The organism is Micromonospora sp. NPDC005806 (genome assembly GCF_042871425.1).
GTDB lineage: Bacteria > Actinomycetota > Actinomycetes > Mycobacteriales > Micromonosporaceae > Micromonospora.
Genome location: NZ_JBIAIL010000019.1, coordinates 23571 through 39445, shown reverse-complemented (window position 1 = coordinate 39445; position 15875 = coordinate 23571). Strand labels below are relative to the sequence as shown.

Annotated in this window: 11 protein-coding genes; 5 read left to right on the top strand and 6 right to left on the bottom strand. The window is 72.0% G+C overall.

Annotated elements, in window-relative coordinates; genetic code table 11:
- Positions 1–133 precede the first annotated feature (133 nt).
- Together ACFYOS_RS20190 and ACFYOS_RS20185 are read right to left on the bottom strand one after the other, a co-directional pair.
- Positions 134–1594 carry a sensor histidine kinase gene (locus ACFYOS_RS20190; protein ID WP_387143571.1) on the bottom strand — a complete coding sequence of 487 codons (1461 nt, stop codon included), beginning with the start codon at positions 1592–1594 and terminating at the stop codon, positions 134–136.
- Position 1595: 1 nt separating this feature from the next.
- Positions 1596–2273: a response regulator transcription factor gene (locus ACFYOS_RS20185; protein WP_387143568.1), complete on the bottom strand. Its 678-nt coding sequence runs from the start codon at positions 2271–2273 to the stop codon at positions 1596–1598.
- A gap of 112 nt (positions 2274–2385) precedes the next feature.
- On the opposite strand from ACFYOS_RS20185, the gene ACFYOS_RS20180 reads away from it, so the two are divergent.
- Genes ACFYOS_RS20180 through ACFYOS_RS20160 form a run of 5 tightly spaced genes read left to right on the top strand, consistent with a single transcriptional unit; the run spans position 2386 to position 5915 of the window.
- Complete coding sequence (locus ACFYOS_RS20180) at positions 2386–2994, top strand: phosphatase PAP2 family protein (protein WP_387143565.1); 609 nt, start codon at positions 2386–2388, stop codon at positions 2992–2994.
- Positions 2991–3602: a DedA family protein gene (locus ACFYOS_RS20175; RefSeq protein WP_387143562.1), complete on the top strand. Its 612-nt coding sequence runs from the start codon at positions 2991–2993 to the stop codon at positions 3600–3602. Before ACFYOS_RS20180 ends, ACFYOS_RS20175 begins: the two co-directional genes overlap by 4 nt.
- Before the next feature lie 53 nt (positions 3603–3655).
- Positions 3656–4612, top strand: a complete 957-nt coding sequence (locus tag ACFYOS_RS20170) for an ABC transporter ATP-binding protein (protein WP_387143559.1) — start codon at positions 3656–3658, stop codon at positions 4610–4612.
- Positions 4609–5466: an ABC transporter permease gene (locus tag ACFYOS_RS20165; protein WP_387143556.1), complete on the top strand. Its 858-nt coding sequence runs from the start codon at positions 4609–4611 to the stop codon at positions 5464–5466. The genes ACFYOS_RS20170 and ACFYOS_RS20165 overlap by 4 nt, the downstream gene beginning before the upstream one ends.
- A 2-nt stretch (positions 5467–5468) precedes the next feature.
- Complete coding sequence (locus tag ACFYOS_RS20160; protein WP_387143553.1) at positions 5469–5915, top strand: hypothetical protein; 447 nt, start codon at positions 5469–5471, stop codon at positions 5913–5915.
- 72 nt (positions 5916–5987) lie between these two features.
- Here the strand turns inward: ACFYOS_RS20160 and ACFYOS_RS20155 are convergent, their stop codons facing one another.
- From ACFYOS_RS20155 to ACFYOS_RS20140, 4 genes are all read right to left on the bottom strand, one after another.
- The gene (locus ACFYOS_RS20155; RefSeq protein ID WP_387143550.1) at positions 5988–10049 is read right to left on the bottom strand and encodes a ThuA domain-containing protein; all 4062 of its coding nucleotides are present in this window, start codon (positions 10047–10049) and stop codon (positions 5988–5990) included.
- 188 nt (positions 10050–10237) lie between these two features.
- Positions 10238–11428 carry a multicopper oxidase domain-containing protein gene (locus ACFYOS_RS20150; RefSeq protein ID WP_387143547.1) on the bottom strand — a complete coding sequence of 397 codons (1191 nt, stop codon included), beginning with the start codon at positions 11426–11428 and terminating at the stop codon, positions 10238–10240.
- Positions 11425–12390 (bottom strand): sugar phosphate isomerase/epimerase family protein, encoded by a 966-nt coding sequence (locus ACFYOS_RS20145; protein WP_387143544.1) that lies wholly within the window; start codon positions 12388–12390, stop codon positions 11425–11427. The genes ACFYOS_RS20150 and ACFYOS_RS20145 overlap by 4 nt, the downstream gene beginning before the upstream one ends.
- Before the next feature lie 18 nt (positions 12391–12408).
- Complete coding sequence (locus ACFYOS_RS20140; RefSeq protein ID WP_387143542.1) at positions 12409–15531, bottom strand: OmpL47-type beta-barrel domain-containing protein; 3123 nt, start codon at positions 15529–15531, stop codon at positions 12409–12411.
- Positions 15532–15875 lie beyond the last annotated feature (344 nt).

Here is a 15875-nt window from a genome sequence, read left to right as displayed (position 1 = left end):
GCTCCTACGCCTGTCGCACGAGTCGGGCATCGCCGGTCGGCCACCGTCTTTCCACAGCCGACAGCCATCGACAGAGGCGCTGACCGTGCCCCTCCCCCGGGAGGATCGTCGTCACGGCCTGCCGCCGCGCCGATCAGGCGGCAGCGGAAGTCGGGGCGGCCGGCAGCAGCACGGTGACGGTCGTACCGTTCGTGGGATGCCGGCATTCGCCGGCGAAGACGGCACCGATGCGGTGGTGGGCTCCCGCCGAGCAGATCCGCAGCTCGCCGTGGTGGGCGCGGACGATGGCCTCGACCAGCGAGAGCCCCAGCCCGGTGCCGGGTGAGGTCCGGGAGGTATCGGCGCGGCGGAACCGCTCGGCGGCGTGGGGCAGGAACTCCGGGTCCATTCCGGGGCCGCTGTCGTGCACGGCGAGCCGGACCATCCCGTCTGCCCGATCGACGGAGGCGGTGATCGGCGGTGCGCCGTAGCGGACGGCGTTGTCCAGGAGATTGGTGACCACCCGGCCGAGGCGGGCGGCGTCGCCCCGGACGGCGAGACCCGGGACGATCCGCTCGTGCAGCGTGTCGGGAGCCGCGCCGACCCGGTAGCGGTCGACCAGGCCGGCCACCAGCGCGCTCACGTCGACCTCGGGCGCGGCGGCGTCCTGGACGGGTTGCACGCCGAGGGCGAGGAGCGTGTCGGCGAGGGCGATCAGGTCGGCCGTGTCGGCGGCGGCGGCCCGCAGGGTCTGCTCGAGTTCGGCGGTGGTGCGCGGTCGGCGCAGCGCGAGTTCGAGCTCGGTGGAGAGCAGGGTCAGTGGGGTGCGCAGCTCGTGGCTGGCGTCGTTGATGAACCGTCGCTCCCGCTCCAGGGCCGACTCGAGTGCGGCGAGCATGTCGTTGAGGGTGCGGCCGAGCCGGGCCACCTCGTCGTCGGTGGCGGGAACGGCGAGGCGGACCCCGGTCTCGCCGGCGGCGATCCGGGCCGCTTCACCGCGGTAGCGTTCGACGGGGGCGAGCGCGGCTCGGGCGAGCCGGTAGCCGACCAGGGAGGCGACAGCGAGGGCGGCCAGGTTCGCGAGGGCGAGCTGACCGATGAGTTCGCGCAACGCCTCGTCGCGTTGGTCGCGGCGGACCGCCGCGACGGTGACCGCGGGCTGTCCCGGCGCCGGCTGCGCACCGGGTTGGACGGGAACCGCGTACAGCCGCAGCGGGCGGGCGGTGATCGGCAGCAGGGTGCCCCGGTCGGCTCGTACCAGCTGGTGCAGGGCCCGGGCGAGCTGCCCCGGGGTGAGCAGGGAACCGGCGGGCAGGCCGGGGGCGGCGGCGAGGACGTGGTTGGTGGAGTCGAGGAGCTGCCAGTACTCCCCCGGCCCGGTCCGGGCCGCGCTGGCCAGCGGTGCGCCGGTTCGGGCGGCGTCGGTCAGCTGTGCCGACTGGGCGGCCAGGTCCTCGTCGAGGCGCAGGTCGAGGGCGTAGCGAACGCGCAGGTAGACGAATCCTCCGGCACCGGTGAGCACCACCAGCATCGCCGAGGCGAAGCCGGCGACCAGCCGGACCCGCAGCGGCAGGCGCCCCCACCGCGCGCCCCGCGTACGGGAACCGGTGCCCATCTCAGCCGCCGTCGGGACGGAGCCGGTAGCCGACGCCACGCAGCGTCTCGATGGCGTGCCGACCGAACGGCTTGTCGACCTTCGCCCGCAGGGTGGCGACGTGGACGTCGATGACGTTGGAGCGGATGTCGGTCTCGCCGTCCCACACCTCGTCGAGGATCTGGTAGCGGGTCAGGCACTGCCCGGCCCGGGTCATCAGCAGCGCGAGGATGTCGAACTCCCGGGCGGACAGGTCGATCTCCGTGTCGCCGCGGAACACCCGTCGCCGGGCCGGATCGAGCAGCAGGTCGCCGGCGCGGACCTCGCCGGTGGGCGGACCGGCGGACCGGCGGTGCAGGGCACGCAGCCGGGCGAGGAGTTCGTCGAAGGAGAACGGCTTGGACAGGTAGTCGTCGGCGCCGGAGTCGAGGCCGGCGACCCGGTCGGGAACCTCCCCGCGGGCGGTGAGCATCAGCACCGGAACGCGGTTGCCCTGTTCGCGCAGGGCCCGACAGACCGCCGTGCCGTCGAGTCGCGGCAGCATGACGTCGAGCACCACCGCGTCGTACGGTCCGGTGGCCGCGGCGAGGAGGCCGTCCGAGCCGGTGTACCGGATGTCGACCGCGTGTCCGGCTTCGCGCAGCCCCTGAGCGAGCAGATCGGCGAGCCGCCGCTCGTCCTCCACCACCAGGACCCGCACCCCGCCTCCTTCGCGTCACGTCGACCACCAGTCCAGCACACCCCGGACGATCTTCATGTGGCCTTCATGTCCGCGTGCCTACCGTCGGCAGCCGGACGTCGGAAGGGACAGCATGAACACCCGGCTCTTCTTGGAGATCAACGACCTGGCCCGGGCGACACCGTGGCTGCACGCCCCGATGGTCGGCTACGCGAAGTATGGCGTGGTGCTCTTCGCCGTCCTGCTGCTCGCGGGCTGGTGGACCGCCCGCCTGCGCGGTGCGGGGTTGCCGGCCGCGATCTGGGCGCCGATCGGGATGTTGCTGGCGGTGGCGGTCAACCAACCGATCGTGGCGCTCGTGCATGAGCCCCGCCCGTACACCACGCTGTCGGGCATCCTGGTGCTGGCCGATCGGAGCACCGATCCGTCGCTCCCGTCGGACCACGCCACCATGGCCGGCGCCATCGCGGCCGGCCTGCTCCTGGTGAGCTGGCGCCTCGGTCTGCTCGCCACGGCCGCCGCCGCCCTGATGGGCTTCGCCCGGGTCTACATCGCGGCGCACTACCCGTTTGACGTGCTGGCCGGCTTCGCGCTGGGGGCCACGGTCACCTTGCTGGGCTACCTGGTCGCCCGCGGCCCGATCACCGCCGGGCTGGACCGGCTGGACCGCACCCGGCTGCGGCCACTGTTGCGGACCGGCGGCGCGGCGGCCACCGACCAGGCCGCCATGGCACGCCGGTGACCGTCGCCGGTTCCCTCACCAGCCTCGTCGCTCACTACGGATACCTGGGCATCGCCCTGCTCGTCGGGGTGGAAGGCTTCGGCATGCCGGCACCCGGTGAGACGGCGATCATCGCCGGCGCCGGCTACGCCGCCCACGGCGGCCTGACGGTCGCCGGCGTCGCGGTGGCGGCGTTCCTGGCCGCAGTGTTCGGGGACAGCGTGGGCTACCTGATCGGCCGCACCGGTGGGCGGCAGCTGATCCTGCGCCACGGCCGGTACGTCCGGCTGACTCCGGAGCGCTTCGCCCGGCTGGAGGCGTTCATGAGCCGCAACGGGCCGAAGGTCGTCGCGGTCGCCCGGTTCGTCGAGGGGCTGCGGCAGTTCAACGGGATCATCGCGGGCGCCACCGGCATGCCGTGGCGGCGGTTCGTCGCCTACAACGCCCTGGGCGCCGCCGCCTGGGTCGGCACCTGGGTCACCGCCGGCTACCTGGCCGGGGACCACCTGCGCGCCATCGAGGCCGAGCTGCACCGCTACCAGGGGTACGCCCTGCTGGCAGGCATCCTCGCGGCCCTCGCCTGGGCGGCCTGGCGGCTGCGGCGCCGGGGTGCGGCGAGCCGCCGCTGACCCGCCGCGCGTCTTCATCCCTGCTTCATGTGTGATCTCTAGCGTCGCGGGCCATGAACGATGTGCTGGCGGTCAACGCCGTCCATCTCACCAAGACCTACGGTCCGCTGACCGCGGTCGACGACATCACCGTGCAGGTCGCGCAGGGCGAGGTCTACGGCGTCCTGGGCCCCAACGGGGCGGGTAAGACGACCTTCCTGCGGATGCTGTTCGGGCTGATCCGTCCCGACCGCGGCTCGCTGGAGGTCTTCGGCCGGTCCTGGCGCGACCACGGCGTGGGCGCCCTCACGGGCGTCGCCGGGTTCATCGAGAGCCCGAAGTTCTACCCGACCCTGACGGGCCGGCGGAACCTGCGGCTGCTGGCCGGTCTCGACGGCGGTGATGCCGCCGGCCGGATCGACGAGGTCCTGGACCTGGTCGGGCTCACCGACCGCCAGCACGACAAGGTTCGCGGCTACTCGTTCGGCATGCGGCAGCGCCTCGGCGCCGCCTCCGCGCTGCTGCGCAACCCGCGACTGCTGGTGCTCGACGAGCCGGCCAACGGCCTGGACCCCGCCGGTATCCGCGACATGCGCGACCTGATCCGACGCCTCGCCGACACCGGCCTCACCGTGCTCCTGTCCAGCCACGACATGGCCGAGGTCGAGCAGATCTGCGACAACGTGACGATCATGAAGGCCGGTTCGGTGGTGCACCACGGCTCGATCGCCGCGCTGCGCGAGCAGGCGCCCGAGCAGGCGCACCGGATCACCACCACGGACGACGACCGCGCCGGCGAACTGGCCCGGGCCCGCGGGCTGGAGGTCGCGCCGGTCGACGTCGGGCTGGCCGTACGCGGCCCGCAGAAGGACGTGGACGGGCTGATCGCCGACATCGTCGACGCCGGCATCGCGCTGCGCGGCCTCACCCGCGACGAGACACCGCTGGAGGCGCTGTTCTTCATGCTCACCGAATCCGCCCCCACCGGACCGACCGCCGACCTCGACGCCGCCACCGGAGCCCACCGATGACCGCCACCGCCGTACCCGCCATCGCCCCGACCGCACGCCGCCGGCCCGGCACCGCCACCGTCCTGCGCTGGGAGGTGGCCAAGCTCGCCGCCCAGGCGCGCAGCCGCGCCCTGCTCATCGGCGCGGTCGTCGTCCCGATCGCGGTCGTGCTGATCTTCGACACCCAACTGCCGCCGAAGGACACCATCTACGGCCGGCACATCCACACCAGCGGCTACGCCGTACCGCTGTTCGTGCTCGCCTTCGCCCACCAGTGGGTGCTGCCCCTGCTCGCCGCCCTGGTGGCCGGGGACATCTTCGCCAACGAGGACCAGCACGGCACCTGGAAGACCATCCTCACCCGCTCGGTCAGCCGCACCCAGGTCTTCTGGGCCAAGACCCTGACCGCCGTCGGCTTCAACGTCCTGGTCCTGGTCCTGCTCGCCGCCAGCACCATCGCCACCAGCCTGCTCGTCGTCGGCCGACAACCCCTGCCCGGGCTCAGCGGCCAGCTCATCGCGCCGGGCCACGCGTTGCCCGTCGTGATCGCGAGCTGGGCCACCGCCGTCGCGCCGATGCTCGGCTTCACCGCCCTGGCGATCCTGCTGTCGGTCACGACCCGTAACCCCACCATCGGCGTCGCCGCACCCGTCGTCCTCGGGATGATCATGCAGCTGGTCAGCAGCCTCGGCGGCCTCAACCAGGGCCGACGGCTGCTGCTCACCACCCCGTTCGAGGCCTGGCACGGGCTGCTCACCGCGCACCCCTTCCCTGCACCGGTCACCACCGGCGCGCTCGTCAGCGCCGGCTGGCTGGTCGTCTGCCTCAGCCTCGCCTACCGCTACCTGCGTCGCCGCGACATCACCGGAGGCTAACCATGAACGCACACCGCCTGCGGGGCATCTCCCTGGCCGCCGCGCTCACCGTCGCGCTCGCCGGCTGCGGCCACGAGGACGTCACCAAGGCCCGACTCGAACGGGCGATCGCCCCCACCTTCGCCAACCTATACGTGCAGCGCGCCGCCCTGCTCGGCGAGTCCGGGGTCACCGTCGCCACCATCGGCGCCGCCGCGACCTGCGACCGCGGCGGCCCCAAGGTCCCGGATGTCGGCCCCGGCCCCGACTGGATCTGCATGATGCATTTCCGGGACGACCAGGGCCAGATCCAGGACGGCAAGTTCGAGGTCCAGGCCAAGTCCGACGCCACCTACGTCGCCGGCGGGCCGTCGAAGCTCGTCGGCCCGGCGATGCTGACCGACAGCCATGGCCGCGACGTCCCCAACCCCGTGTTCGAGTTCGACGGCGCCTTCGACCCCGATCACTGAACCGGCGACCGCACCGCCGGACGCGAAGGTGCCGGGCACGGGGTGACCCCGTGCCCGGCACCGCCGGAGGACCTACAGGTCGCGGACCCGTACGTCGCGGAACTCGATCAGGTCGTTCGTGCCGTGGTTCTGCAACCCGACGAACCCGCTGAGGAACTGGCGCAGGTCGGTCGGCGGGTCACCGGCGCGGGACGACGCCTTGCCCGGCGTGTTGTCGAACTCGTTGATCACCAGGCCGTTCCGGATGATCGTGTAGTGCTGCCCGACCACCCGGACCTCGTAGTCGTTCCACTGGCCCTTCGGGGTCACCCCGGCCTGGTCCAGGTTGTTCGCGTCGAAGTTGTAGATCGACCCGGTCTTCTGCGGCTCACCCGTGGGACCGTCGTAGATCTGGATCTCCTGGCCGCAGTAGATCGCCACCCAGGCCTGGGACGAGCGGGCCGAGCCGACCGTGCCACAACTGCCCTCCGGCCGCTGGTCCAGCGGAGTCCGCGGGTCCGGGAACCGGGTGAAGACCCCGCTGTTGGCGTACGTGGTGCCGGCGGAGACGTCCCGGAACTTCAGCCGCAGCGAGAAGTCGGCGAACTCGTCCTTGGCGTACCAGAGCATGCCGAGCCCACCCGAGCTGCGGATGGTCCCGTCGCGCTGCAGGTTGAACGCCCCGCCGGGCGCCTGCCGCCAGTCGGCGAGCGACGCCGCGGTGCCGTCGAAGAGCGGCCGGTATCCGGCGACCTTACCGATCTGCGACTGGGCGGCGGCGGTCTGCAGCTTCTGCGCCTCCCGGTTGTCCACCACGCCGCCGGCCCGGAGGTCGTTGACCACGTCGGCGACGTGGCTGACGAACTGGCCGTGGTTCGACCAGTTCCGCTCGTCGTCGATCAGGTCGTTGATCGTGCAGCCGCCGTCGACCACGTGGTTGGTCACGCCGGTGTCGGTGTCCAGCAGCTGGACGGTCTTACGGCCGTCCGGCGCAGGGCAGCCGGTGGTGACGGTGATCTTCGCGGTGGACACCTGGCCGTCGGCGTACGTCACCTTCAGGGTGGCCTCGTAGGTGCCGTAGCCCGCGTAGGTGTGGGTCGGGTTGGCCTCGTGCGACGGCGCGCTGCCGTCACCGAAGTTCCACTCCCACGCCGCGCCGCCGGAGCGGGCCGACGAGAACCCGATCGTCTTGGGCTGGCTCGGCGCGACCGCCCGCCAGGCGGCGTCGCTGGCCCGCGGCGTCGCCTCGCCACCGGTGTACGAGACCCGGATCAGCTTCTGGTTGCCGTGCAGGCTGAAGAAGCCACCCGCGTAGTCAAGCATGTACAGCGCCCCGTCCGGGCCGAACTTGGCGTCCATCCAGGACTGGAGCTGGGTGCCGCCGCTGCCGGAGCGGATGATCTGGCGCAGGTCCTCGGCGAACGCCGGCGGGCCGTGGTCGGCGACCTTGTCCGGGTCGACGGTGACGGCGATCCGGTTGTTGGCGTTGGACTCGTCACCGATGAACCACTTGTTGTCCCAGTACGCCGGCCAGGCGACGCCGCTGTCGGTGTCGACCTTGTCCCGGTGGTAGGTCGGGCCGTTCATGATGGCCTGGCCGCCGCCCTTGAGGTACGGCTGGGTGAAGGTCTCCTCGCCCAGCACGTACGAGGGCAGCCCGCTGCCGTCGGTCCGCTTCGGGAAGACCGGGCCACCGCCCTGCGGCGAGTACCAGATCATGTTGTCCCGGATCGGCGGGAGGTTCACCAGGCCGGTGTTGCGCGGCGAGGTGTTCTTCGGGTTGTCGCAGTCGTACCAGCCGGTCAGCACGTTCGCGTCGGTGTTGTCGCGGTCGCGGTACGGCTGCCGGTTACCCATGCAGTACGGCCAGCCCTGGTTCCCGGCCGAGGTGATGATCGTGGCGGTCTCGTACTTCGCCGGGCCCAGGTCCGGGCTGGGCGCGCCCGCGTCGGGGCCGACCCAGGCGGCGGTCAGCCAGTGGTTGACGGAATCCCAGGCGATCCGGGCGATGTTCCGCACGCCCATCACGTAGATCTCCGGGCGAGTCTTGCCGCCGCCCTCCTCCTTGCCGGTGAACAGGTTCCCGGCCGGGATGGTGTAGGTGCCGTCGGCCTCCGGGTGGATCCGCAGGATCTTGCCGTTGAGGTCGTTGGTGTTACCGGCGGTACGCCGGGCGTCCTGGAACGAGGTGCCCTTGTAGTCCTGGGTCCAGTTGTTGCCGGAGTAGCCGCTGGAGCCGCCGGAGGAGTTGCTGTCCCCGGAGCCGATGTAGAGGTTGCCGCTCTCGTCGAACGTCATCCCGCCACCGGCGTGGCAGCAGCTGTGGATCTGGGTGTCCCAGTGCAGCAGGTCCTTGCGGGTGCTCTGGTCGATCGTCTGCTGCGCCGCGTCGTAGGTGAACCGGGAAACAGTCCGCTGGCCGATCCGCCGGTCCCGGTCGATGGACTCGTGCGGCATCCAGTAGGCGTACACCCAGCCGTTCTGCGCGAACTTCGGGTCGAGGGTGATGCCGACCAGGCCCTCCTCGTTCTTCACCAGCTCGCTGCCGCTGCCCCGGTTGCCCATCACGGCGAGCGTGGTGAGCAGCTTGACCTGCTTGGTCTTCGGGTCCCACTGGTGGATGGTGCCGCAGCCCAGGCCGACCTTGGGGTCGTCCCAGCTCACGACCGGCCCGGTCGGGCAGGCGGCCTTGCCGATGTAGAAGACCTTGCCGTCGGGGGCGATGGTGAGGCCGTGCGGCTCACCGATCTGGTCGAGCTGGCCGGACTGGTTGGTGGTGGTGAGCCGCTCGATGCGGTAGTTCGAGGCGATGGTGGCCTGGCAGTCCCCACGCACCAGGCCGGCCGTCCACTTGATCGCGCCGGCCAGGTGGTTCTGGAACCGCTCGTCGCTGGTCCAGCTCGCCTCGGTACGCCCCATGCCGGTGTAGAAGGACCGGCCGCCGTCGTAGTCCTGGCACCACGAGATCGGGTGGAACGCCCCGTTGCCGCTCAGGCCCGCGTTGTAGGTGCGCTCCTCGACCTGGGCGATCGTGTGGACCTTGCCGATCGGGCTGGGGTCCCAGTTGATCCACTGGTCGGACCGGGTCCAGGTCAGCGGGAGGCCCTTGTTGGCCGGGTGCTCCCGGTCGGTGACGTCGAGAGTGGCCTGCTGCACGGTGCTCTCCGGCGCAGGGCCGGCGTCCGGGCCGATCAGCCACAGCTCGGCCAGCTGGATCAGCGGCTCTCCGCTGTTGGCGGTGACGTTGAGCCGGTAGTGCTGGTAGGCCGTGGTGTTGGTGAAGCTGTACTGCTTGGTCTGGAACCGCTGCGGGAAGGTCTCGTTGCTGCGGGTGTCCAGGTCGGTCCAGGTGGTGCCGTCCTGGGAGCCCTGCAGGGTCCAGTTCTTCGGGTCCCGGCCGGGGAAGTCGTTGGCCGAGGTGAGCGCGTACCGGCTGACCGCGACCGGCTTGGCCAGCTTCGCCGCCAGCCAGCCGGTCGGCGAGAAGGTGAGCCACTTGGTGCCGGTCGACCCGTCGATGGCCCGCGCGGCGGTCTCGTTCGGCGGGTTCTCCCCGCTGGCGGTGGCCGAGACCGCCTTCTCCGCGTTGGGCAGGCCGGCGGCCGGGCGGGTGCCGATCAGGCCGGTGAACCAGGACGACTCCGGCTGGGCGCGCGCCGCGTCGTGCACGCCGACGAAGCCGCCGCCGCCCTTGACGTACGCCTGGAAGGCCGCCTCCTGCGCGTCATTGAGGGTGACGCCGTTGGCAGAGAGGAACACCACGGCGCGGTAGCGGGCCAGGTTGCCGAAGGTGAACACCCCCGGGTCGGCGGAGTCGTCGACGGTGAAGCCCTGCTGCACGCCCAGCGCGCGGATCGTCGCGGTGGCCTTGGCGACCGGGTCGTCCTGCTTGTCCACCGGGCCGTGGAAGACCAGCACCTTGACCGCCGCGGCGGCCTCGGCGGCAGCGGCGGGCGTCGGGGCGAGGGTCTGGCCCGGCAGGGCCAGCACGCCGAGCGCGAGGGCGGCGCTCGACGCCAGGGCGGCCGCCCGGCGACGGCCGCCGGGACGACGCGGGGCGCTCGACGGGGTCGGTGTGGGTGTGATCGGTCCCGTCGGGGCGGCGCCGAGGCGGCCGACCCAGCGGGAGAACCGGAAATGGCGTCTGTCGGCCATCTCGACTCCTCCTGGGTTGAAGGTTTCCGGGTTCGTCGATCGGCCGGTGAGAGTGAGGCGCTCACCGGACGAGGGCGTACGCGTCCACCGGCGCCACCCGTACGCGGGCGGCCGGTGCGGCGGTGTGGATGGCGGTGCGGTCCGGTGGCTGCCGGTCCTCGACGCTGAGGCCGGCGGCCACGGACCCGTCAGTTGTGCTGGTGCGTGCCGCCGTCGGCGGCGGGCGCCGCGGCGGCGCCGGCGGTGGTGTGCTGGTGGTCCATGCCGGGCGGCATGTTCCCGTTCTCATCCAGGACGTGCAGCATCGTCGACATGCCGGCGTCCGAGTGGAACTGCATGTGGCAGTGCAGCATCCAGTGCCCTGGGCCGACCGAGTCGCCGGCGACCACGCTGAGGCCGAACGAATCGCCCGGTCCGAGCGTCTTGTTGTCGATGATCGGTACGGAGTCGGCGAACGGCTGCCCGTTGCTGACCATCCCGGTGCGGGTGTCCGCCCAGGAGTGCCCGTGCAGGTGGAAGGTGTGCATGTCGTTGCCCACGCCGACCACGACGAACTCCACCCGCTCCCCCTTGCGGGCGACCAGGCAGCTCGGGCCGGGCTGCGGGTTCACCTCGGTGCAGGTGTCGGTGGCGGCGCCGCGGCGCAGGTTGATGTTCTGCCGGTCACCGAAGACCACCGTGTAGCTCCGGTCCGGCTTCGGGTCGCCGGGGCGGCGGACCACCAGGCCGCCGAAGAGGCCGGAGGAGAGCCCCTGGGTGCCGTGCGGGCCACCCACCACGTGGTCGTGGTACCACCAGTACCCGGCGGTGCCCTGCGCCCCGGTCTTGTTGTTCCTAGGCTGGGCGTACCAGGTGTAGGTGCGGGAGCCGCCCGACGGGACGTACGACCCGCTCTGCACCGTGCCGTCGGAGTCCTGGGTGTACTTGACCCCGTGCACGTGCAGGGAGACGCCCAGCGGGTGGGCCGGGTCGGTCCGCAGCGCCGCCAGGGTCGCCTCGGACACCTGGTTGTGCAGGGTGATGGCCAGGCACTCGCCCTCCATCATCTCCATCAGCGGGCCCGGGTAGGAGGCGGTCTCCGGGGTGAGGCCGTAGCCGAGCCGGATCTGGGTGCCGTCCTTCGGCAGCTCCACCGCGTACAGCTGGATGGTGCGGTCCGGCTTGGCGCAGCCGTCCGGACGCTCGGCGAACATCCCGGTGCGGGCGGCGGCGAACCCGCCGGCCCCGACCAGGGTGAGCAGCACGACCGCCGCGACGACCAGGATCCGCCGGGCGCCGGTACGCGGGCGCTCGGGCCGGCCGCCCAGCGGGCCGGTGGACCCGGTCGTCGGTCCGGTCTGCGGCGCCGGGTCGTCCTCGGCCAGCCGCCAGGCGCTCACCGGGCACCCCGCAGCTCGACCATGCGCTGGTAGCTGCGCTCGGCGGCACCGAGCGACCCGGGCGGGTTGGGCTGGGCGCCCGGCGCCGAGTCCTGCTCCCAGAGGAACTCGAAGCGGCCCCGGCCGTTCAGCTCGCCGAAGAACTCGGCGAACGGGATGACACCCGCGCCGAACTCCACGTCGGCGTAGGAGTTGCCCTGCTGCGGGTTCGGCAGCGGCACACCGTCCTTGACGTGGAACAGCGGGTAGCGGTGCGGGTGGGCGTTGACGTAGTCGACCGGGCGGAAGCCCGGGTACTTCCGCGCCCCGCCGTACGCCCACAGGATGTCCATCTCCAGGAACACGTACCGGGGGTCGGTCAGCTCCAGGAAGAGGTCGTACAGCCGCACGTCGGGACGGTCCGTCGCGAAGGCGAACTCGATGGTGTGGTTGTGCTGGTAGAGCTTCAGGCCCCGGGCCGTCGCGGCCTCGCCCCACGCGTTGAACTCGGCGGCGGCCGCCTGGTAGCCGGCGATGGTCCGGTTGCCGGTGGGCGCCTCCGCGGTGCCGATGGCAGGCATGCCGAGGGTCTCGGCGACGTCCAGCTCCCACTCCAGGTTGGTGCGGAAGTCGCGCAGCCCCCGGTGGCTGCCGGCCGCCTTCAGCCCGTTGTCGTCGAGCAGTTGGCGGATCTGCTCCGGGGTGATGGCGCCGACCGAACCCTGGGTGTAGCCGGCGAACTCCACCTCCCGGTAGCCGATCCGGGACAGCTCCTCGAAGACGGCGGCGAAGCCGATCTGAGCGATCTTGTCCCGGACGCTGTAGAGCTGGATGCCCACGTGTCCCTGCGGGATGAGCTTGCCCTGGCCCCCCTGGTCGGCCCCGGCCGGCAGCGCGCCGGCCAGGCTGGCCGCGCTGACCGCGACCGTGGAGCCGGCCAGGCCCCTCAGCAGCGTACGGCGGTCGATCCTGTTCCTTGCCATGGTGTCCTTCCCTTCCACTCAGCAGCAGGTGTCCGAGGCGCCGCCGGAACAGCAGGCGGTCAGCGGGGCGATCCGTACGTTCCGGAAGCTGATGACGTCGCCGGTCCCGTGGTTCTGCAGGCCGAGGTAGCCGGTGGCGCTCTGCCGCCCGGCGCCGCCCGGGTCGTCCGCCCTCGGCGGGCTGAAGACGGCGTCGGGGGTGTTGACGTACTCGTTGATCAGCTTTCCGTTGCGGAAGACGGAGTAGTGCTGGCCGACCACCCGGATCTCGTAGTCGTTCCAGGTGCCCTTCGGGGTCACGCCGGCGCCAGCCAGGCCGACCCGGTCGAATCCGTACACCGAGCCGCTCTTGTACTGGTCGCCGTCGGTCCGGTCGAGGATCTGGAGTTCGTGGCCGTACTTGATGGCGACCCACTCGGGGCGGGACTCGGCCGGGTGGTTCCGGACGTCCGGGAAGCGGACGAAGACGCCGCTGTTGGCCCGGCCGTCACCCGGGGCGTCGTCGCGCCACTGGAACTTCAGGGAGAAGTCGCCGTACGCGGAGACCGGGTACCAGAGCATGCCGAGCCCGGGCACCGGCTTGCTGGTGATCGACCCGTCGGCGTTGCGGGTGAAGCCACCCGCGCCGACGTGCTGCCAGCGGCCGAACGACGCGCCGGTGGAGTCGAGGATCGGCTGGTAGCCGTCCTTGCCCGCCGGCTTGCCGATGCCGGACCGACCGGCGGCGCTGACCAGCTTGCCGTGCTCCTGGTGGGTGATGAGGCCGAGGTGGTGCAGGTGCTCGCCGACGTAGCCCACGTAGGAGACGAACTCGCCGTGGTTGCGCCAGTCCCGGTCGGAGTCGATGACGTCGTTGATGGTGCAGTCGCCCTGGACCACCCGGTTCGGCACGCCGCTGTCAACGGTGCCGACCCAGACGGTCGGCCGGGTGTCCTTCACGCACTCGGGCTGCGGCCCGCTGGCCACCACGGTGAAGGTGACCGAGGCGGTGCCGGAGGTGTTGCCGGCCTTGTCGGTCGCCCGGTAGCTCAGCGTGTGCTGCCCCGGCCGGTCGACGGTGACCGGCGCGGTGTAGCGGGTGTAGGCCTGCCCGTCGAGGGAGTACTCGATCCGGTCCACGCCGGAGCCGCTGTCGGCGGCGGTCAGGGTGGCGGTGGCGCTGCCCACGTACGCCCCGCTGTCGTCGAGCTGCCCGGTGAGGGCGGCGTTGACGGTCGGCGGGGTGGTATCCGGGGCAGGCGGGTCGACGACCGTGAACGACGCGGTCTGCGGCGACGAGGTGTTCCCCGCCTTGTCGGTGGCCCGGTAGCTGACCGCGTGCTGACCGACCTGGCTGACGGTCACCGGCGCGGTGTAGGCGGCGTAGGGCTGCCCGTCGAGGGAGTACTCGACCCGGTCCACACCCGAGCCGCTGTCCGTCGCGGTCAGGGTCACCGTCGCGCTGCCCACGTATGCCCCGTTGGCGTCCTTCTGGCCGGTCACCGCGGCGGTGACCGTCGGCGGGGTGGTGTCCGCCGGCGGCGGTTCGACCACGGTGAACGACACCTGCTGCGCCGACGACGTGTTGCCGGCCTTGTCGGTCGCCCGGTAACTCACCGCGTGCTGGCCCGCCTGGTTGACGGTGACCGGCGCGCCGTAGGCGGCGTAAGCGCCGCCGTCGAGCGAATACTCGACCTTGTCCACCCCGGACTCGGTGTCCATGGCGGAGAGCGTGATCGTGCCGCTGCCCACGTAGGCGCCGTTGGCGTCCTTCTGGCCGGTGACCGAGGCGGTCACGGTCGGCGGGGTGGTGTCCGGGGCGGGCGGCTCGACCACCGTGAACGACGCGGCCTGCGGCGACGAGGTGTTGCCGGCCTTGTCGGTGGCCCGATAGCTGACCGTGTGCTGACCCGGCTGGCTGACGGTCACCGGGGCGGTGTAGGCGGCGTAGGGCTGCCCGTCGAGCGAGTACTCGACCCGGTCGACGCCCGAGCCGCTGTCGCTCGCGGTCAGGGTGACCGTGGCACCGCCCACGTACGCGCCGTTGGCGTCCTTCTCGCCGGTGACCGCGGCGGTGACCGTCGGCGGGGTGGTGTCCGCCGGCGGCGGCTCGACCACCGTGAACGACACCTGCTGCGCCGACGAGGTGTTCCCCGCCTTGTCCGTCGCCCGGTAGCTCACCATGTGCTGGCCCGCCTGGTTGACGGTGACCGGCGCGCCGTAGGCGGCGTAGGCGCCCCCGTCGAGCGAATACTCGACCTTGTCCACCCCGGACTCCGTGTCCATGGCGGAGAGGGTGACCGTCGCGCTGCCCACGTACGCCCCGTTGGCGTCCTTCTGACCGGTCACCGAGGCGGTCACGGTCGGCGGGGTGGTGTCCGCCGGCGGCGGCTCGACCACCGTGAACGACACCTGCTGGACCGGCGAGGTGTTACCCGCCTTGTCCGTCGCCCGGTAACTCACCGTGTGCTGACCCGGCTGGTTCACCGTCACCGGCGCCGAGTAGGTGCCGTACGGGCCGCCGTCCAGGGCGTACTCGACCCGGTCCACGCCCGAACCGCTGTCGGACGCGGACAGGGTCACCGTGGCACTGCCCACATATGCCCCGTTGGCGTCCTTCTGGCCGGTCACCGCGGCGCTGACGGTCGGCGGGGTGGTGTCCGAGGAACCGCCGCTGACCACCAGCAGACCGGTCATGCCGCCGTGGCCGGGGATGGAGCAGAAGTACCGGTAGGTGCCCGGGGAGAGCACCACATCCACGGTCCAGCGGCCCCCGTTGGCGTCCGTCGGATCGGCGAGGATGTTGACGTCGACGTCGCTGTTGTACCGCGGGTCGCCGGTCTCGAACGTCAGGGTGTGCTGCATTCCCGTGGTGTTGCCGGTGGCGGGGCTGTTCTCGAAGACGAGGGTGGCCGGGCCGGCGACGGCGGTGGTGGGTGCCGACCGGTAGGCCAGAAAGTTGTCGCCCGCCGTCCAGGTGAGCACCTGGGCCTGCAGTGGCGTCGTGGCGGCAGCCGGCGCCGACCGTTCCGGGTCGGTCGGCCGTGCGTTCGCCGGGGACGAGGAGAGGCCGGTGGTCAGCAGCGCCAGCGCGACGAGGGCGGCCACCGATCTCCGGAGCCGGCTCAGCGAGCGCCGGCGCCCCGGTGGGTGTGGATTCATGGGTGCCTCTTTCACGGTCCGGGAAGCAGCGGGCGGAACGTGCGTGGATGTCATCGGTGCGGCGGAGCTGGCGATGCCGGCTTCGAGCCCGTCGGCCCCTCCCAGGCCGCGCGGGATCCCCGGCCGTGGCCGGCGGCCACGGTCGTCCTGTATGGATGACGGAGTGCAGCGTGCCGACGGCGGGAACCGTCGTGCACTAGGAGCTGGTGGGGTTGGTCGGGTACGGACGTCGGTCGACCCGTGGCGCGTGCCGCGCCGGGCCGCCGTGGGTGGCGTTGACCCGGGGTCGGCCATTACTGGCCGGTCGTGGCCGCCCGACGTGTTGCGCCGCCGAAGGGCCACAG